Origin of the sequence: Nonomuraea sp. NPDC049684, assembly GCF_044465345.1 — a bacterium.
Taxonomy (GTDB): Bacteria; Actinomycetota; Actinomycetes; order Streptosporangiales; family Streptosporangiaceae; genus Nonomuraea.
The window spans coordinates 804,725-824,414 of sequence record NZ_JBITLO010000001.1 but is presented as its reverse complement, the minus strand read 5'-3'; the positions used below and the strand labels follow the sequence as shown (position 1 = coordinate 824,414).

The 19,690-nt window shown below is 70.9% G+C and carries 14 protein-coding genes; 11 read left to right on the top strand and 3 right to left on the bottom strand.

The window, feature by feature from the left end:
- The first annotated feature begins 25 nt into the window (after positions 1-25).
- From ACIBST_RS03660 to ACIBST_RS03625, 8 genes are all read left to right on the top strand, one after another.
- A complete protein-coding gene (locus ACIBST_RS03660; protein ID WP_397168776.1) occupies positions 26-1,315 on the top strand; it encodes an extracellular solute-binding protein in 1,290 nt (429 codons plus the stop codon).
- Entirely contained in the window at positions 1,312-2,280 is a 969-nt protein-coding gene (locus ACIBST_RS03655) for a carbohydrate ABC transporter permease (RefSeq protein ID WP_397168774.1), read from the top strand. The genes ACIBST_RS03660 and ACIBST_RS03655 overlap by 4 nt, the downstream gene beginning before the upstream one ends.
- Entirely contained in the window at positions 2,277-3,128 is an 852-nt protein-coding gene (locus ACIBST_RS03650) for a carbohydrate ABC transporter permease (protein WP_397168773.1), read from the top strand. The genes ACIBST_RS03655 and ACIBST_RS03650 overlap by 4 nt, the downstream gene beginning before the upstream one ends.
- A 17-nt stretch (positions 3,129-3,145) precedes the next feature.
- Complete coding sequence (locus tag ACIBST_RS03645) at positions 3,146-4,120, top strand: Gfo/Idh/MocA family protein (protein WP_397168771.1); 975 nt, start codon at positions 3,146-3,148, stop codon at positions 4,118-4,120.
- Entirely contained in the window at positions 4,117-5,085 is a 969-nt protein-coding gene (locus ACIBST_RS03640; protein WP_397168769.1) for a Gfo/Idh/MocA family protein, read from the top strand. The genes ACIBST_RS03645 and ACIBST_RS03640 overlap by 4 nt, the downstream gene beginning before the upstream one ends.
- Entirely contained in the window at positions 5,082-8,705 is a 3,624-nt protein-coding gene (locus ACIBST_RS03635) for a carbohydrate-binding protein (protein WP_397168767.1), read from the top strand. Before ACIBST_RS03640 ends, ACIBST_RS03635 begins: the two co-directional genes overlap by 4 nt.
- 128 nt (positions 8,706-8,833) lie before the next feature.
- A complete protein-coding gene (locus ACIBST_RS03630) occupies positions 8,834-9,352 on the top strand; it encodes a SigE family RNA polymerase sigma factor (RefSeq protein WP_397168765.1) in 519 nt (172 codons plus the stop codon).
- Complete coding sequence (locus ACIBST_RS03625; RefSeq protein WP_397168763.1) at positions 9,349-10,602, top strand: hypothetical protein; 1,254 nt, start codon at positions 9,349-9,351, stop codon at positions 10,600-10,602. The genes ACIBST_RS03630 and ACIBST_RS03625 overlap by 4 nt, the downstream gene beginning before the upstream one ends.
- Before the next feature lie 275 nt (positions 10,603-10,877).
- Here the strand turns inward: ACIBST_RS03625 and ACIBST_RS03620 are convergent, their stop codons facing one another.
- Complete coding sequence (locus ACIBST_RS03620) at positions 10,878-11,738, bottom strand: hypothetical protein (RefSeq protein WP_397168761.1); 861 nt, start codon at positions 11,736-11,738, stop codon at positions 10,878-10,880.
- 90 nt (positions 11,739-11,828) lie between these two features.
- On the opposite strand from ACIBST_RS03620, the gene ACIBST_RS03615 reads away from it, so the two are divergent.
- Positions 11,829-14,882 carry a tetratricopeptide repeat protein gene (locus tag ACIBST_RS03615; protein WP_397168760.1) on the top strand — a complete coding sequence of 1,018 codons (3,054 nt, stop codon included), beginning with the start codon at positions 11,829-11,831 and terminating at the stop codon, positions 14,880-14,882.
- Positions 14,883-15,445: 563 nt separating this feature from the next.
- Here ACIBST_RS03615 and ACIBST_RS03610 read toward each other — a convergent pair.
- Complete coding sequence (locus ACIBST_RS03610; protein WP_397168758.1) at positions 15,446-16,372, bottom strand: DUF6924 domain-containing protein; 927 nt, start codon at positions 16,370-16,372, stop codon at positions 15,446-15,448.
- A gap of 308 nt (positions 16,373-16,680) precedes the next feature.
- Between ACIBST_RS03610 and ACIBST_RS03605 the strand changes: the two genes are divergently transcribed.
- Together ACIBST_RS03605 and ACIBST_RS03600 are read left to right on the top strand one after the other, a co-directional pair.
- A complete protein-coding gene (locus tag ACIBST_RS03605; RefSeq protein WP_397168756.1) occupies positions 16,681-18,033 on the top strand; it encodes a DNRLRE domain-containing protein in 1,353 nt (450 codons plus the stop codon).
- Positions 18,034-18,281: 248 nt separating this feature from the next.
- The gene (locus tag ACIBST_RS03600; RefSeq protein WP_397168754.1) at positions 18,282-18,872 is read left to right on the top strand and encodes a pyridoxamine 5'-phosphate oxidase family protein; all 591 of its coding nucleotides are present in this window, start codon (positions 18,282-18,284) and stop codon (positions 18,870-18,872) included.
- A 42-nt stretch (positions 18,873-18,914) separates the two neighbouring features.
- Here ACIBST_RS03600 and ACIBST_RS03595 read toward each other — a convergent pair whose 3' ends face one another.
- Positions 18,915-19,103 (bottom strand): hypothetical protein, encoded by a 189-nt coding sequence (locus tag ACIBST_RS03595; protein WP_397168752.1) that lies wholly within the window; start codon positions 19,101-19,103, stop codon positions 18,915-18,917.
- Between the last annotated feature and the right edge of the window lie 587 nt (positions 19,104-19,690).

The following is a 19,690-nucleotide window of genomic DNA, read 5'->3' as shown; positions in this document are numbered from 1 at the left end:
GCCTCCCAGCAAGAAGGGACCATCCATGCGCAATCGCGCCATAGCCGTCGCCACCTGCGCCTCCGCCGTGCTCGCCCTCGGCGCGTGCGGCCAGAAGCTCCAGGACGCCGGTTCGCCGGCGCCCGCCGGCGCCGAGCCCGCGAGCCTCCTGTATTGGGGCAAGTGGGCGAAGGGCACCCCGCAGGCGAACCTGTTCGAGAGCGTCATCGCCGACTACACCCGGCAGACCGGCGTCAAGATCGACGTCCAGTGGCTCGCACAGGGCCAGGAGCAGCAGGTCAAGAACGCCGTCGCGACCGGCGCCGGTCCCGATTTCTTCGACACCGCCATCGACCACACCGCCGAGTTCCGCGCCGCCGGCGTGCTCGGCGACCTGGCCCCGATCTTCCGGACCAAGATTCCGGGCGAGGGCAGGACCATCGAGGAGGTCCTGCCGAAGAGCGTGCTCAAGGCCATCAGCGACGACAAGGGGTACGGCTTCGTCCCGCACAGCGTCTTCTCCATCGGCCTCTGGTACGACTCCGCCAAGTATCCCGACTTCGCCCCCAAGTCGTTCGACGAGCTGCTGGAGATCGCCAAGAAGGAGAAGGCGTCCGGCCGCGCGCCGATCGCGCTCGACGGCTCGGTCAACGCCTACAACTCCTTCTGGATCCACCAGATGCTGCTGTCCACGGCCGGCCCCGGCATCCTGCTCAAGCTCGCCGCCGACCCGGCCGCCTGGGACCTGCCCGAGGTGAAGCGGGCGGCCAAGGCGCTGGAGTCGCTGGTCAAGGCCGATCTCTTCGAGCCCGACCACATGGCCACCAAGTTCCCGGCCGCGCAGAACGCCTGGGCGGCCGGCAAGCACAGCTTCATCCTGAACGGCTCCTGGCTCGGCAGCGAGACCGCCTCGCTGCGCGCCCCCGCGGTCAAGCCCCGCATCATCGCCTTCCCGCCCGTCGACCCCGCCAAGGGCGCGGTGGCCACGGTCGGCGCGCTCGGCTGGGGCGTGAACGCCAGGTCGAAGAACCAGCAGGCGGTCGCCGACTTCCTGGCCTTCGCCATGCAGAAGAAGTACATCGACCGCATCGGCACCGACGCCGCCAACATCCCCTCGCGCGCCGACTCGCCCGCCCCGGTGGAGCTCCAGCAGCTGCAGGCGTCCATCCGCGACGCGGAGCAGGTCACGCTCGACGGCGACGGCGTCTCGACCGTGCGGCCCAAGTGGCTGGCCGACGTCTTCCTCCCCCTCGACGACAAGTTCGTCGCCGGCAAGCTCAGCGCCGAGGAGTTCCTGGCCGAGGGCAAGGCGAAGACCGCCGCCATGAACGGATGACCGTGACCGTGTCCGACATCGCCCTGCGGGCTCCGTCCGCGGACCGGCGGGCGAAGGCGGCCCGCGGCGCGCTCCAGGGCGAGCGCCGCCGGCTGTACCTGCCGATGCTGCTTCCCGCACTGATCGCCTACCTGGTCCTCTTCGTGCTGCCGTCGTTGTTCGGCGTCGTGCTCAGCTTCGCCGAGTGGTCGGGGCTGGGGACCGAGCTGTCCTGGGTCGGCTTCGCCAACTACGTGTCGGTGGCCGGGAGCGAGCTGTTCCGTGCCTCGTTCGTACAGACGCTGGGCCTGACGCTGGTCGTGGGCCTGGCCCTGTTCCTCATCGCCGGCGCCTCCATGATCGTATTGCGTACGGCCCGCGGCAGCGCGTTCATCCGGGCGGCCGTCTTCCTGCCGTTCATGATCTCGCCCATCGCCGTGGGCCTGGCCGTCTCGTTCCTGTTCAACCCGGACGGACTGATCAACACCGCGCTGGGCGCCCTCGGCCTGGCCGAGCTGCGGCAACCCTGGCTGGCCCCCGAGCTGATCCTCAACGTGATCATGGCCGGGGTGGTCTGGAGCGCGGCCGGCTTCTACGTCGTGCTGGTGATGTCCGCGGTCGACGGCATCCCGCCGAGCTACTACGAGGTGGCCAGGATCGAGGGCGCCGGCGAGCTCCAGCAGTTCCGCTACGTCACGCTCCCGCTGACCAGGGACATGCTGGCCATCGCCGCCTCGCTCTGGGCGATCGCCGGCATCAAGACCTTCGAGATCGTCATCGCCTTCGTCGGCACGGCGGGCACCCCGCCCCCCGAGGCCAGGACCCTCGCCGTCGAGCAGTACCTCCGGGTCACCGGCGGCCGTGAGGGCGGACTGGCCCAGCTCGGCGAGGCCGCGGCGATCGGGATCGTGATGACGGTGATCACCGCCGTGCTGATCGTCCTGTCCCGCCGGATCCAGCGGCGCGAACGACTGGAGCTGGCGTGATCCGCGCCGGGCTCGCCCTGATCAGGGCGCTGATCTGGGCCTGGGTGCTGTTCAACGTCGGCATGGTGGTCTGGGTCCTGCTGAACTCGGTGAAGAGCTCGCGGGAGATCTTCGACAACCCGGCCGGCCTGCCCGCCACCTGGATGTGGGAGAACTTCGCCACCGCGTGGTCGGACTCCGGGCTCGGCGCCGCCGCGATCAACTCGGTGGTCCTCACGCTCGTGTCCGTCGCGCTCATCATGGCGCTGTCCATCCCCGCCGCCTACGCGGTGGCCCGGCTGGGCGGGCGCTCCAGCGGTCCCGTCGCGACCTTCTTCGCGGTGGGCATGAGCATCCCGTTCCAGGCGTTCGCCGTCCCCATGGTGCTCATCGGGGCGGGGCTGTCCCGGTTCATGATCGACTGGGTCACCGGCGCCTGGGACACGCGGATCACCGTCACGCTCTTCTACGTCGTGCTCAGCCTGCCGTTCAGCATCTTCGTGCTCATCGGCTACTTCCGCTCGCTGCCCGGCGACGTGGAGGAGGCCGCCGCCCTCGACGGCGCGTCGCCGTTCCGCACCTTCCTGCAGATCATGGTGCCGCTGGCCAGGCCCGGCGTCACGACCGTGGCCGTGCTGAACGCGCTCAGCCTGTGGAACGAGACCGTGATCGTGCTGATGCTCGTCCCCGACCAGGGCGCGCAGACCCTCAACGTCGCCCTGCTCAACTTCTACTCCAACATGCAATACACCTCGAACTGGGGTGGGCTCTTCGCCGGCGTCGTCATCGTGGTGCTCCCGATGATCGCGACCTATCTCTGGTTCGGCCGCCGCATCGTCAACGGCATGACGCAAGGCATCGGCAAATGAGAAGAAACGGATCTCCCATGCACGCAACGGTCGGACTCATCGGCGCCGGTGGCATCGCCAACGCGCACCTCCCGGCCTGGCTCGACCTCGGCCACGACGTCGTCGTCCACTCGATCGCCGACGACGCCGAGGCGCTGACCCGGCGCCACGGGGGCGGCCGGACCGTCCCCAGCCTGGACGCCCTGTTCGAGGCGGCGGACGTCGTCGACATCTGCACGCCGACGCACACCCACTACGAACTGGCGCTCGCCGCGCTCGGTCACGGCCTGCCGACGATCTGCGAGAAGCCGCTGACCCGTACGCTCCCCGAGGCGGAGGACCTGGTCGCCCGCTTCGCCGCCGCCCGGGTCCCGCTGTTCCCCGCGCACGTCGTCCGCTACTTCGCCGAGTACGCCGAACTGCACCGGGCCGTCACCCGCGGCGACATCGGCGACGTCGCCGTGCAGCGGCACACCCGCCAGGGCCGCAGCCCGGCCGGCGGCTGGTTCCTGGACGAGGCGCTCTCCGGCGGCGTGCTGCTCGACCTCATGATCCACGACATCGACATGGCCCGCTGGATCGGCGGAGAGGTCGAGCGGGTCTTCGCCCGCACCCACGCGGTCGGCGGCAGCCAGAGCACCCAGGCGTTCCTCACGCACGCGAACGGCTCGATCTCCGTGCTGGCGGCGACCTGGACCACCGCGCCGATCGAGTTCAGGACGCTGTTCGAGGTGGCCGGCTCGCACGGGCTGCTGCACGCCGACTCCGACGAGCGCCGCCCCTACCGCTACCAGGGCGACGCCGTGCCCGCGCCCGACATCCTGCCCCCCTTCTCCCCGCTGACCAGCCCCTACCGGGCCGAGATCGAGGACTTCGTCCGCTCGATCGCCACCGGTGTCCCGCCGCGTGTCACCGCGCTGGACGGCCTCGCCGCCATGCGCGTCGCCGACGCCGTCGCCCGCTCGGCCGCCGAAGGCCGGCCGGTCGACCTCAAGCCCCTGGAAGCCGCATGAAGATCGCCCTGCTCTCCTTCGCCCACCTGCACGCCGCCGAGTACGCCGCCGCGCTCCTGCGCCGCGGCGACGTGGAGGTCGGCGCCTACGCCGACGGCCACGACGGCGTCCCGGACGGCGTCACCGTCTTCCCGACCGAGGACGACCTGTGGGCCTGGCGGCCCGACGGCGTGGTGATCTGCGCCGAGAACACGCGGCACCGGGAGTTCGCGCTGCGCGCCGCCGCCCAGGGCGTGCACGTGCTCTGCGAGAAGCCGCTCGCCACCTCGCCGGCCGACTCCACCGCGATGCTGGCGGCCGCCCGCGCGGCGGGAACCGTCCTCATGACCGCCTTCCCCGTCCGCTTCGCGCCGGCCTACGCCGACCTGCGGGCCGCGGTACGGCGGGGCGACCTCGGCCGGATCGTGTCGATCGCGGCCACCAACTGCGGCGGCGTCCCCACCACCAGGGACTGGTTCACCGACCCGGCCGACAGCGGCGGCGGCGCCCTGACCGACCACGTCGTGCACGTCGCCGACCTGCTCGCCGACCTGCTGGACGACGACCCGGTCGAGGTCTACGCGATCGCCAACTCCATCCCCAACCCGGGCAAGGCCGTCGAGACCGCCGGGCTGGTCTCCCTGCTCTACCGCGACGGGGCCATCGCCTCCATCGACTGCTCCTGGTCGCGCCCGCCCGGCCGGCCCAACACCGGCGACCTGGTCACCCTCACCGTGATCGGCACCGAGGGCGTGGCCGACATCGCGCCCTTCTCCGGGGTCCTCACCGGATGGAACGACGGCCCGCTCGCCCACGGGTACGGCGCGCCGCTCGACGACCTGCTCATACGCGCCTTCCTCGACGCCGTCCGCGACGGCCGGGCCCGCCAGCCCGACGCCTGGGCGGGCCACCGGACCGTCGCCCTCGTCGAGGCGGCCTACCGCTCCCTGCTCGACGCCGCCTCCGTCCCCCTGGAGATCCGATGATCCGCCACGTCCTCGCCGCCACGACGACCGCAGCCTTACTGGTGGTGCCCGCGCACGCCGCCTCCGCCGCCGGACCGGCTGCCGGCCGTACGACGGTGACCTTCGCCGACACCCACGAGATCCTGCACGGCAACCCGTACACCGGCACCGCGTTCGACGTGAACACCCACCGGACGCCGGGCACGCCCGGCTACACCTTCACCAACGACCCGGGCATCACCGACTTCATCGAAGGCAGGAAGAAGATCCCCGCCGACGCCGACGTGGTCCGGCTCCAGATCGCCTGGGCCGACTTCGAGCCCGACGACGGCGTCTTCGTCTGGGACCGCCTCGACGCGTTCATGAAGCGCGTGAACGAGCAGGGCAAGACGGTCGAGTTCCAGCTGCTCATGTCGGAGGCGCCCGACTACAGGAACGACCCGGGCGTCTTCCCGTACGAGTACCCGCCGGCCTGGCTGTTCGACAAGGCCGGGGTGCCCTTCCGGATGGCGCCGTACAACGACCACTTCTCCAAGCAGCCCATCTACCACAACCCGATCTACCTGGACCGGCTCAAGCGCGCCGTGGACGCCTTCGCCGGCCGCTACGACGGCGACCCGGGCGTGGCGTGGGTGGACCTGCGCGCCTTCTCCCTGTTCGGCGAGTGGTCGGGCTGGAACGACGCGATGAACTTCCCGTGGCCCGACAACGCCACCCGCGTCTCGACGCTCCGGGCGATCCTCAAGATCTACGACGACGCGTTCGACAAGTCGATGGTCATGATGCAGAACGCCGGCGCGGAGGTGAACAGGAACGACCCCGATGCCGACACCCAGGCCAAGCGGTTCCACGTGTACGGCTACGACCAGGCAGGCACGTTCGACAACTGGGGCGTGCGGTCCGACACGGTCAACGCCGGCTTCGTCTGGCACAACTACGGCGACACCGCGCAAGCCCCGTACGTCAACCGCAGGTTGCGCCGCGACATGATCCAGGTGTCCGAGGGCTCCAACTGGGACAACCCCACGATCATGCTGAACAACCCCCGGCTGTTCGTGAAGAACTCGCTGGAGGGCTACCACTCCAACCTCCAGGGCATCAACAACACCGGCTTCGAGAACTGGCAGCCGATGAAGGACGCCTACGGCGAGTGGTTCGAGACGCTGGCGCGCTACACCGGCTACCGCTTCCTCATGCCCACCGCGACGTACGACACCGAGGTCAGGCCCGGCGGCGAGTTCCGCATCTCGCACACCTGGACCAACGGCGGGGTCGGCTTCAGCCCCCGCCGCTACCCGGTCGAGGTGCGCTTCACCGACAAGGCCACCGGCCGCGTCGTGTGGCGCGGCACCGACGCCGCCCTCGACCAGACCAAGCTCTTCAAGGGCGACGTCCGCCAGATCGACTCGGCCTTCACCCTCCCGTCCGACCTGCCCGAGGGCTCCTACGACGTGGCCGTCGCCATGCTCGGCCAGGACGGCAGGCCGCGCATCGAGCTGGCGATGCCGGGCGGCGAGGACAAGGTCTACCCGATCGGCGCCGTCCGGGTCGCCGCGGGAGCCGGGCAGGCCGGGCGGCCGGCGTCCCCGCTGACGCAGTTCACCATCCAGAACGAGGACTACACCGCGGCGAGCGGCGCCTACGGCGTCGAGGCCCCGCCCGAGGGCGGCCTCGGCGCGCTCTACATGGACGCGGCCGGCGAGTACGCCGAGTACGACAACGTCGACGTGCCCGCCACCGGCACCTACCGGGTCGAGTTCCGGGCCTCCTCCGAGGAGGCCAACCACCTGAAGGTCGAGGTGGACGGCAAGGAGGTGACCACCGTCAAGGTGCCGGACTCCGGCGGCTACAACACCTACAGGACCTTCGAACGGCAGATCCCGCTCACCCAGGGCCGTCACACGATCAGGCTCACCCGGCCCGACGGGCGCTGGTTCTTCCTCAACTGGATGCGCTTCACCCTGGAACGGCCCGAGTCGATCACCCTCCAGGCCGAGTCGGCGACCGAGCAGCAGGGCACCGAGAACACCGCCCTCACCGACAGCGACGACGGCACCCCCGGCGTCACCTCCGTGGACACCGGCGACTGGTCGCGCTTCGACGACGTCAGCGTCCCCGCCGACGGCAAGTACCTGCTGCAGCTTCGCTACTCGACCGTCAATGACAAGCCGCTGACGTTCCGCGTCGAGGTCGACGGCGCCGAGGCCACCGGACCGCTGAGCCTGCGCCCCACCGGAGGCGTGCTCAGCCCGCGGACCGAGGACTTCGTCCTGCCGCTGACCGCGGGCCGGCACTCGGTCAAGGTCGTCTGGATCGAGGCCGGCGGCGGCGTCGTCTGGAACTGGCTCCGGCTCGACCTGCAGGGCACGTCCGAGCAGACCGTCGAGGCCGAGCACTGGACCATGCAGTGGAACACCGACCAGGAGTGGAACTGGAAGGGCGCCGGCACCGGGGTCGTCACCGAGGGCGGCGTCGTCGGCGGCATCGACCCGAAGGACTACCTGCGCTACGAGAACGTGTTCGTCCCGAGCACCGGCATGTACAAGGTGACCTTCAAGGGCTCGACCGCCCAGGACACCACGTTCAGGTTCGAGGTGGACGGCGACCGCAACACGGTGCTCGTCCCCAGGTCCGCCGACGCGAACGTGACCACCTGGGTCAAGATGTCCGCCGGCCTGCACACCCTCCGGATCGTGAGCGAGGGCAGCGGCCTGGAACTCGACAGGTTCACCCTCACCGCCTCCACCGCCGCGATCAAGGCGCTCGACGTCGCGGGCGCCGGCACCCTCAAGGTCGGCGAGCCCGCCCGGCTGTCCGTCGCGACGGTCGGCGCGGACGGCACCCGCACCCCGGTCACCGAGGGCGTCACCTTCAAGAGCTCCGACCCGTCGATCGCCACCGTGGACGCGGACGGCCTCGTCACCCCCCGCAGCTGGGGCGCCGCCACGATCACCGCGATCCACGACGGATTCTCCGGCGAGCACAGGATCACCGTCACCGACCCGAAGGTGGTGCTCACCTACGTCAACGACACCGACAAGCGCATCGCCTACCCCGCCGACGACTTCACCTACAGCCCCGACCGCGGGATGGGCGACTACGGCGACGACGTCCACGCCGGCTGGCGCGCCGGGCAGGCCGTCGAGTTCGCCTTCACCGGCACCGGCATCAGCCTGCTGTCCGAACGCTACTCCGACATGAGCACCATCGACGTCTACGTCGACGGCGAGCTCAAGGCCACCGTCGACTGCGACTCGCCGATCCGGCTGGCCGCCCAGCGAGTGTTCCAGCTCACCGGGCTGCCGATGGGCGAGCACACCATCAAGGTCGTCAACGGCGCGGACAAGTTCATCGTCATCGACGCGTTCGTCGTCGAGACGCCCAACACCTGGAACGGCGCCGAACTCGGCGTCGGCAACGTCAACGCCAAGTCGGTGACCCTGACCTGGCCGTCCGTGCCGGCCGCCACCGGCTACGCGGTCCTCAACGGCGGCACGGAGGTCATGCGGGTGACGGGGACGACGGCTCGCGTCACCGGGCTCCGGGGCCGCACGAGCTACACCTTCACCGTCCGCCCGCTGGCCGCCGACGGCACGACCCTCCCGCTCGAACTGTCGGCCACGGTCCGCACCAAGGGCTGACCGTCCTGGCTCGAAGCGACCCGGCCGGGCCGGCCGGGTCGCCGGGTTTCTGCGCGCCCGCGCATCGGGCGTGGATCGCCTCCAACCGGTCTCCGACGTCCGACGTTCATTAGGGCGGAAGGAGTCGCATGGACAAATATGAGGGATTCAGGGAGTTCGTCAGCGCCCGCCAGCAGGCGTTGATGCGCACCGCGTACCTGCTCACGGGAGACGCCCACCGGGCTGAGGACCTCCTGCAGACCGTGCTGACCCGGATCGCCAGGCACTGGCCCAAGCTGGCCAGGGACGGAAACCCGGAGGCGTACGCCCGCCGGTCTCTGGTCAACGAGCACGTGTCCTGGCTGCGGCGCAGGCGTACGGACATCCTGACCAGCAGCCCGCCGGAACGGGCCTACGACCCGGAGTCCGCCGGGCTGCACCGGATGGTCCTGCAACAGGCGCTCGTCCGGCTGACTCCACGGCAGCGCGCCGTCCTCGTGCTGCGTTTCTACGAAGACCTCAGCGTCGAGGAGACCGCCGAAGCGCTGAACTGCTCACCTGGCACGGTCAAGAGCCAGACCCACTACGCCCTGGGCCGTCTGCGCGTCCTCGCGCCCGAACTGGCCGATCTGTTGTCCGAAATCGATCCGGTGGAGGTGCCGCGATGACGAGGTTCCGTGACGAGCTCGACGCGATCGCCCGGCAGGCACCCGACGTCGATCTCGCCGAGGCCGCGCTGCGCGGCGCCCGGCGTACGCGGACGACCCTGATCAGCGGCTCCGCGGTCGCGGCCGTCGCCGCACTGACGCTGGCCGTCACCCTTCTCGTCAAACCCGGCGGGCCCGCCGACGTCGGCGCCGTCCCGAGCGGTACGCCCTCGTCCGCTCCTACCTTCCGGGGCATCCCCGCGGGGCCGACGCCGTCGCCGGAGGACCTCGTCCCCGTCCGCGCCGTGCTGCCCGCGTCCGGGGTGGGGCCGGTGCGTTACGCCTACTACGACTTCTGCCAGGACGCGTGGAAGCCCGGCGGGGACAACGCGCCGGTGGCCGACGAGACGTGCCTGCAGTGGAAGGTGGTCCTGCAGGACGGAACCCGGTACCGGGTCGCCGACGCGCTGAGCGTCTACACCGACCAGACCAGGAAGAACTACATGAACACCGCCGCCCCGCTGGCCATCTCCCGCGACGGACGTCGCATCGCCTACTACGCCCCCGCGCGCGAACGCTTCACCGTCCGCGAGCTCGGCACCGGCCAGGTGTGGGAGATCCCGCAGGTGGTCAGGCGCAAGGCCATGGTCAAGGGCGGCGGGCTGATCACCTTCTCGCCGGACGGGCGCCGGCTCGGCCTGAACCTGGCCGGTCTCCCCCAGGTCGTCGTGGACGTGGAGAGCGGGCAGGTCGTCGAGCAGGTGCCCAAGGGCTGGAACTTCCTCTATCCCGCCGACGAGGGCGTGCCCCTGGTCGTGGAGCACGAGGACGGCCGGTTCGGCGTGCTCTCGGACGGCGAGGTGACGGTCTTCGCCGAGCCGAAGACCTGGGCGCTGACGGGAACCGTCGGCCCGGACGGCACGACCGTGGCCATGCTGACCGGCCCGGCGGCGCGGGGAGAGACCGTGTCGAGCGCCGACCCGTACGACAAGGTCGTCACCGTGGACCGGGCGAGCGGCCAGGTCAGGTCCGAGGTCAGGCTCGATCGGGCGCAGCGGCTGAATCCGCACCGGCTGGGGTACTGGCTCAACGAGCGCGAGGTCCTCGCCCTGGGCGGCACCGTACGCGATCCGAACTCCGACCGGTGGCCCGACCTGGGCGAAACGGTCCACGCCATCGACGTGACCACCGGCAGGATCCGGACCCTCGGCACCTACCGGCTGCCACCGTGGGGCGGCAGCGTCTCGGCGCCCGGCTTCCCCAGCGGCTGACCCCCAGGACGACAGCGGCCGGGGCGACGGCCCATGGCGTAGATTTCGTCGAACGTCCGTTTGATCACGAAGGGAGTGACGGGGAACAGTGGAAGCTCGCCGCCCCGGGAACGTGCGTCAAGTGGGGCGGCTATGCCTTCGGCTCCCGTACGAGCTGGAATTCCGACTGGTCACACTGCGGCTGACCGACCGGAAGCGCCCGGCGCGAGCCGCGCCGGGCGCCGCAAGCGATCGAACCCACCGCCCGCTCACCGGTGTTCGCGGTAGGTCGGGGTTCAGTCGTGGAAGCGGCCCTCGCGCGTGTACTTGCAGGAAAGGCAGTCCGGGTCGGAGCCCCAGGTGTCGTCCTGGATGACCCTGCGGTAGCGGTTGACGAGCCCCTTCTCGACGTGCTGCTCCTGACCCGGGTACACCACGGTGTCGCTCTGCTCCGCCCACTTGCTGAGGACGTTGTTGAAGTAGAAGAGCCGATGGCGGGCGGCGATCTGGGGCGGGTTGCCGGCCGCGGCACAGTTGATGAGCCAGCTGTCGGCGTGCACGTACTTGCCGCCGTAGCTGGAGGAGTAGGAGTCCCTGGGCAGCATGCCGGGGTGGCCCACGTCCCGCCAGTGGTACCAGGGGTAGTAGGTCTTGTTGCAGTTGACCGCGCCGGACATGGTCGGGACCGCGGGGGCGGCGAGGCCGTCGGCCTCCACCGGTTCCCCGGTGACCGTCCGGCGCTGGAGCTCGGCAGGCAGGGGCTCGGTGCCATGGGCCTCCACCAGCCGCTGCGGGACCGCGACCGAGACCGGGGTGATCTTCAGGTAGGTCTCGAGGAAGCTGTCGCCACGGTCGCGGACGAACAGGCCGGCGCGGCCGATGAAGGCGGTCTGGACGATGCCCACGTCGCCGGAGGGCCGGCTCTCGTTGAACTCCACGGTCAGCCCGTTGCCGTAGCGCAGCATCGCGAGCTTGACCTCGGTCTCCGCCTCTTCGGCGATCGGCGCCGCCCGCAGCTCCTCCGCTGTGGGCTCGCTCATGGCCTTCGTAGTGGCGGCGGCAGGGGCGGTGGCAGGGGCGGCGGCTGTGGCCGTGGCTGTGGCGGTGAGCATGAGGACGCCGGCGCTCGCCGCGAGCAGGCCTGGAATGACTCTCACGATCTTCTCCTCGTTGTTCGGGACCGGGAACAACGGTAGAAATGGATCTTTCAGTTGCCTTAAAGTCCAGCCCAGCAGATACTTCTCGCTGTGACGGCGACCGAGCCTCTGCTGGCACGAGCGCAACTCACCGCCCTTCTCGACCGGATCCCGCGACACCGGCTCACCGTGGTGACCGCCGGTCCGGGCGGCGGCAAGACCTCGGCCGTACGCGGCTGGACGCGGGCCCGGCCTGATCACCCGGTCGCCTGGCTGACCTGGGCCGACGACGCCACCCTGATCGAAGAGATCTGCCAGGCCCTGGGCGCGCCCGCCGGCTGGATCCGCTCCGCCGGGCTCGCCACCGAGCTGGCCGCCGCCGTCTGCCGGCCGACCGTGCTCGTCATCGACGAGGTGGAGCGGATCCAGCCGGGCACCCCCGGGGCGCGCCTGCTCGAAGAGCTCTGTCACCACGGCGGCGACGACCTTCACCTGGTGCTGATCTCCCGCTCCGCCGTGCCCTTCCCGATCCAGCGCATGCGCGGCCTGGGCCACGTCCTCCAGGTGTCGGCCGAACAGCTCGCCTTCACTCCCGCCGAGACCCGCGCGCTGTCCTCGATCGTTCTGGGGTCGGACGACCTGGCGGAGCAGGTGCACGAGCTCACCAAGGGGTGGCCGGTCGCCGTACGGCTCACGTTGAGCTGGCTGAGCGGCCTGCCCTCGGTGGACCGTGCCAGGCGGATCGCTGCCACGCCGGTGTTCGACTATCTGGTCGAGGAGGTGGTGAAGGACGAGCACGAGGAATTCCTCCGCGCGACCGCCCGGCTGCCCTGGTTCACTGACGAGCTGTGCCGGGCGATGGGGGTCGCCGTCTCCCGCGAGGAGCTGCGCGCTCTGGCCGCCCAGCACATCCTGATCACGCCCTGCGATCAGGGTTATGCGGTGTCGACCCTGGTCCGGGAGTTCATGGGCGAGGCCGGACGGAGGTCGGTGGCGGCCCATTGGTACGAGTCGCATGGATTCGTCCGGGAGGCGCTGGCGGTTTGTGACGACCCCGTCCATCGGGTGGCGATGATCGAACGGTGGCACGCGTCGCTGCTCGCCGAGGGGCACGCGGCTGAGCTCGTCCGGGCCTGCGCTGCCGTGCCGGCGGGGTCGCGGACGTGTGCCGTGGACATGGCCGAGGGGCAGGCACGCCAGGTTCAGGGGGACTGGGCCGGCGCGCTGGAGTGCCTGCGCCGTGTCGATGCCACCGACCCGGCGGTGGCCTGGCGGATGGGGATGATCTACTACCAGCGGGGGGACTACAAGGCGGCGTTGTCGACGTTCGAGCTGGCCGGCGGCTTCGACGGCTCGGCGTACCCGTCGCCCTCGTCGGGCTCCTCCGACCGGGCGATGTTGCTGGCCTGGTCCGCCAGCGCCCGCTGGCTGGTCGGCCAGAGCGCGGAGGCGGCCGAGCTGGCCGGACAGGCCCTGGCGATGGCCACCCTCTGCCAGGACGAGCGCGCCGCCGCCTGCGCCCACACCGCGCTGGCCATGGTCACCCACGACGCCGGCGACGGGGCCGGAAGCGAACGGCACAGCGCCCTCGCCCTCGCCGCCGCGGAGAGCTCGGGAGACCTGCTGCTGTCGGCCCGCGTCCTGGCCAACCGGGCCGCGAGCCGCACGGAGGAGGCCCGCTACGAGGAGGCCATCGCCGACTCCGACCTCTCGGTGCGGCGAGCCGACCTGGTCGGGGACCCCGTCCAGACCGCGATCGCCCTGCACAACCGCGCCGAGGCGCTCATGGGCCTGGGCAGGCTCGACGAAGCCCTGGCCGACTTCCAACGCGCGCGCGACATCTTCGGCCGGGTGGGCAGCGACAAGCTCGGCCACCCGCTGGCGGGGCTCGGCAAGGTCCATCTGGAACGCGGGGAGCTGATGCATGCCCGGATCGGCTTCGAGAACTCCCTGAAGCACGCCGAACAACTCCGAAACGCCCATCTGACCCAGACGGCCCTGGCCGGATTGGCCCGCGTCCACGCGGTCGACGATCCGGCGCTGGCCGTACAGCTGGCCGAACGCGCGGTCGCGGCAGGCGGCGGCTCCAGCCGGGTGGACGCGCTCTTGGCCGCCGGCTGGGTCTGGGCAGAGACCGGCGACCGGGCCAAAGCCGGCGCCTACGCCCGATCCGCCCACGAGGCGGCTGTCAGCCGCCGCGACCGGGCCAGGATGGCGGAGGCCCTGGAACTGTCGGCCTTCACCGTGGCCGAATCCCCGGGCGAGCGGGCGGACCTGCTGGCCTCCGCGGCGGAGATCTGGGCGCGGATCGGCAGCCCTGTGGACATCGCGCGTAACGCCTTCGCCCGCGCGCGGCTCAACGGCTCCGGCCTCGACGAGGCCGAGCAGGAGCTGCGCCGCGTCGGCATCCGCGGGCCGCACAGCTCCGGCGCCGGCCTGCTCCGCGCGATCACGCTCCTCGACCACGACGCCGTGCGGTTGTGCCTGCTGGGCGGAGTACGGCTCAGCCGCCGCGGCGGCGCCGTCGAATGGCAGTCCCGTAAGGCGCGCGACCTGCTGACCTGGCTGGCGTGCCAGCGCGGCCGCACGGTCGCCCGGGAAGCGGCGATGGAGATCCTTTGGCCGGGTGAGGAGCCCGCGTCCTGTTCCAACCGGCTTTCGGTCGCTCTGTCCACCGTGCGCTCGGTCCTGGATCCGCAACGGAAGTTCGGGCCCGGGGAGTTCGTACGCGCCGACAAGTACAGCATCCAGCTTGTCGGACTCCGTACCGATGTCGAGGAGTTCCTCTGCGCAGCCGCCGAGGCGCTCGCCGCCGGGGACGAGGATCTGCTTGTCGCGGCCGAGGCCCGCTACACCGGGGACGTCTGCGAGGACTCTCCTTACGCCGAGTGGCTGGTGCCTCTTCGTGAGGAGGCTCGCGCCGTGCACCAGGCCCTGCTCCGCGAACTGGCCGCACTCGCGGAGGCGGCCGACGACCCCGACCGGGCGGTTCGCTACCTGCTGCGGCTGCTCGAACGGGACGCCTACGACGAGACGGCCCATCTGGACCTGGTTCGAACGTTGACCAAGGCCCGCCGCCACGGTGAGGCCCGCAGACGCTACCGGCTCTACGCCGAGGCGATGAGAGAACTCGACGTGGAACCGGCCCCGCTCAGCCTCACCTGACCCCCCGAAGGGGCCGCGACCCATACTCCGTGATCAGGATGCTCCTTCGGACGGGAGCGGCGGCACTCGCCTCAGCGGCTGCGGGCAGCGACTGGAACGGCTGCAAGTCGGGCAATGTCCGCCTCTACGGCGGCGGCCCGATCCCGAGCTACTTGACGTATCAGACGTCTCGCGACAGATGCCGATGCGGTCGCCAGGCGGGCACGGGCGCAGTTCACCCACCGAAGGGACGAGAGGGGACGACATGACCAAGACGACGCTCAAGCTGGCCGCGATCGGGCTGCTGACCGCGGCCGGGGATCGCCCCGATGGGCGACGACTTCTGGCCCGGCACCGGCGGCTGAGGTCTGTGCGGGCGTCCCGGCGCGGAGCTTGGCCGGGCTCCGCGCCTGACAAGGGCGCGAGGCAGACGCGCGTGCACGGGCCTCGTCATCCTCGCGTTCCGCGACCCGTCCACATGCCCCGCGGCTGCTTTGTCTGCCTGGGCGAGCGCTCGTCGCACCACGGCCAAGCTGTCGACCGGCGGCAGGCGAGCTGTGGCGAGGCGTGATCGTGGCAGCCTTTCAGGAGCCCTGCCACCACGGCTGCGTGCCTTCCACGGCGATGAACTCGTGGAAGTCCATGTTGGCGATCTCCAGGTTGGCCGCCATCGATCCGACCATGCGGCAGGGGAGGACGGCGATCTGTCCCGGGGTGTCGTACAGGTCGACGACGGTCAGTGGGCGGCCGGGGTCGGCGAAGGTGCGGGCGTCGGCGAGGATGACCAGCGAGAGGTCGTCCGTGCCCGGAGGGACCAGCGCCGGGACCTGACCGGGCAGGAGACCCTCGAAGGCCCGGTCGTCGACGACCGACGCCGTGAGCGGATAGTGATCGACGTCGATCGCGTCCAGGTCCAGGTCCGCGCCGATCCAGCCGTCTTCGTCGGCGCCGCCGAGCTCGGTGAGCAGGGCCCGCCAGCCCTGCTCGTCGTCGAAACAGGTGCGGACCAGCAGTACCCCGGTGGGCAGCGCCGGGAACGGCCGATGCGGTACGGCAGCCGGTGTGGGGAAGGCCGGGCGGCCGCCGTCTCCCTGGTACAGGCCGTACACGTCCATGTCGCGTACCAGATGGTCGAATTCGAGTGTGCCGTCCAGCAGAGCCGCCAGGACCTCGCCGAGCCGGGCCGGCGACACCCGGACGCCGCGGCCGGGGGTCGCCGCCAGGTCCACCAGCAGCAGCCCGTCGCCGTACACCGCCGGAATGTCCACCAGGACGGCGACCGGGCCGCCGTCGGCGACCAGCGCCGGGACGTTTCCGCCGCGCAGGGACTCCCACCTGCCGTCCTCGACCGGCCGCAGCCGCACCCCGTCCCCGACGACGAGCACGTCGCCTTCCCGGCGGCCCCCGATCTCGCCGGGCAGCCCGCCCCATAGGTCCGTGTCGTCCTCGTGGCACACGTGGAGCAGCAGCACCTCGCCGGTCTGCGGCTGGGGAAGTTCGGGAAAGGACATGGCTCTCTCCTGCGAAGGGGGACGAACAGCTCATCAGCATCGCAGGCCAACGGAGGTCTCGGACTCCCGGCGGTCGTCGTGGCTGGGGTTGACAAACGTCGGTGACCGGCCGACGATCACCGGGAATGCAGACGTGCAGCCGGGCGAAGAATGGCCGCGGTCGCATTCCATCGATTCTCGCCATGGCATTCTTCGTCGCCTGGTTCGCCTTTTCCTGAAGGTCGCAAGTTCGAGCCGGGCAAGAGGCCTGAACGGACGACCAAAAGATGACAGGGAGAGACGTGCGACCAAGAATGCTCCGCCCAGCCGTGAGATTACGTGCCTGGGCACTGCTTCCGGGCCTGCTGCTCGGCGGCCTCGCCCCGTTGCCCGCCGCGGCACAGGCGGCACGGGACGGCATCGCGCCCGTCGCCGACACCTACGTGGTGGCCGAGGCGCCGGGAACCGTCTACGGGACGTCGGCCAAACTCGCGGCCTCCAACTGGAGCACGCCCTGGCACAGTCAGGCGTACCTGAAGTTCTCCGTGCCCGCCCCGCCCGCCGGGCAGAGCATCGCCTCGGCCCGGCTGGAGATGCTCTACCAGAAGACCGACCAGCAGGCCGGCGTCACGGAACTGCGCTCGGTCGCCGACAACTCCTGGACCGAGTCGATGACCTACCCCGTCCGGCCCGCGCCCGGACCCGTGGTGGCCACCGCCACCCTGCCCGCGCCGGGCGCCACCAGCATCGGCTTCGACGTCTCGGCCACGGTGCGCGCGGCCGGGACGTACTCCTTCGCGATGACCAACCCGAGCGCGGAGTCGGCGACCGTCGTGCACTCGCGCGAGGCCGGTGACCTGGGCCCCCGGCTGATCCTCAGCTACACCCGGCCGACCCTGTGCGGAGCCTCCTTCGCCGCCGAGACCGGCGAGACCTACCAGCAGGCGCTGGCTCGTGAGGACACCCTGTTCGGCGGGCTGAAGGCGGTACGCGTCTTCTACGGCGGCCTGCCCGACCCCTGGCCCGGCAAGCTGGACGCCGGCAAGCGGCCCATGGTCATCTCGTTCAAGGCCGCCCCCGCCGCGATCGTCGCCGGAACCCACGACGCCGCGATGCGCGCCTGGTTCGCCGCGGCACCACGCGACCAGGACATCTACTGGACCTACTACCACGAACCCGAGGACAACATCAGGAACGGCGAGTTCACCGCCGCGGCCTATCGTCAGGCCTGGAGCCACCTCGCCGCGCTGGCCGACGAGGCGGCCAACCCCCGTCTGCAAGCCACGCTCATCCTGATGGGCTGGACGGTGGACCCGGCCTCGGGCCGCGACTGGCACGACTACTACCCCGGCAGCGCCGCCATCGACGTCCTGGCCTGGGACGTCTACAACTACGACAGCGTCGCCGCCAAGGGCCAGTACCTCACCCCGGCCGCCCTGCTCGACCGCACGTACGCCGTCAACCAGGCCGAGAACCTCCCGCACGGCGTGGCCGAACTCGGCAGCCACATCGCCGCGGGCGACGACGGCACCCGCCGCGCCGCCTGGGTCGGCCAGATGACCGCCTACCTCACCCAGCACGCCTCCTTGTGGGCCCTGTACTTCGACCTCGACTGGTCCACAGGCGACTACCGCCTGCGCGACCCGGGGGGCCGTGCCGCCTGGACCTCCTTCTGCGCCTGACGATCCCGCCGCCGCGGGACGTCACGTGAGAATCCTCGGCGGACCGGGAATCGCCGCCCTCTTCTAATGGTTAGTGAGCTTTGCGGCCATTAGAAGAGGGTCGCTCGTCCGGCACGACCTCCGAGGAGGAGCCCCATGCCCCGCTTCCCGTACCAGTGGCACGACGACGGCGGCCGGCGGTCCGCCCCCGACGCGGCCCGCCGTGAGGCCGGCGGCGAGACCGACCGCGCGATCTCCGGGCCGCGGCGATGACCAGCAGGTTCGCCCAGCTCGCCTTCACGCAGGACGTCCAGCGGCACCAGCGCGAGCACGGCAGCGACCGCGCCTACCGCCGCCTGCTGGAAGGACCGCAGGACCCCGACCGGATCGGCGAGAACGAGCGGGCCTTCATCGAGACCCGCGAGAGCTTCTACCTGGCCAGCGTCGGCGAGACCGGCTGGCCCTACATCCAGCATCGCGGCGGGCCGCCCGGCTTCCTCAAGGTCCTCGACGAGCGGACGATCGGCTTCGCCGACTTCCGCGGCAACCGCCAGTACATCACCGTCGGCAACCTCGACCACGACGACCGGGTCTCCCTGTTCCTCATGGACTACGCCCACCAGGCCCGCATGAAGATCCTCGGCCGCGCCCGGGTGGTGGAGGGCGAATCGCCGCTGGCGGTGGCGGACTACCGTGCCAAGGTGGAACGCACCGTGCTCGTCACGGTCGAGGCCTTCGACTGGAACTGCCACCAGCACATCCCGCAGCTCTTCCCCCGCCAGGCGGTGGAGGGTGCGCTCACCTCGATGCAGGACCGCATCGAACGGCTGGAACGGGAACTGCGCGAGGCCCGCGGCTGACTGTCGCAACCACGCCGACCACGACCGTGGCTTCCCGGCCGTTCAGCAGAGTTCGCGGTACGGGGCGTCCGGGATGCAGCGGGACCAGTCCGCCCGGGACGGGGGGCCGCCCACGCGGCTGCACAGCAGGACGGCGGCGCGGGGGCCGTCGGCGACGTAGGCGAACAGGGCGCCGTCGCCGGTCAGCGCGTACAGGGTGCGGCCGTCGGTGGAGTAGGACAGAGCGAGCACGGGGCCCGCGGTGCCGCCCCGGCGTGCAGCACCTTGACCGCCACCCGGTCACCGGCCGGCCCGTACGCCTCGAACACGACGCCCTGGCCGCCCGCACCCAGACGTCCAGCGCGGGTGTACCCGCCGAGGCGCCCGGGGTCGCCGCCGAGGAGCGGGCTCCAAGCCACGACCCATTGTGTGCGCGCGGCCGTCACGAACGTCAATGCCCGGCCGTCCGGGAAGAGCCGGGCGATCTGCCCGCTTGTCCGTGAGGGCGAGCCGGTCATCGCGTGCCATTAAGCGCCGACATTTCCACATCTGGGGAATATTCAGATGTGCTGCGGCGCGCTGATCGCTAATGTGGGGACCAGCTTCGCGAGACCCGGACAGGCGCGGGTCGAATGGGCGTCGGTTATCTTTCTCCAACAAAGAACCCGCCGGTGCCCGTCACGCACATCCGCGCCTTTCCGGGCCGCGCGAGGCCGGTCAGGTCTGGTGTCGGCACGGGTCGAATCTCGTCGGTTATCGCCTTCTAAGCCGGTGGTTGCGGGTTCGAATCCCGTCACGGACTTCGGTTCGTGTAGCTCAATGGCAGAGCACCGTAACGG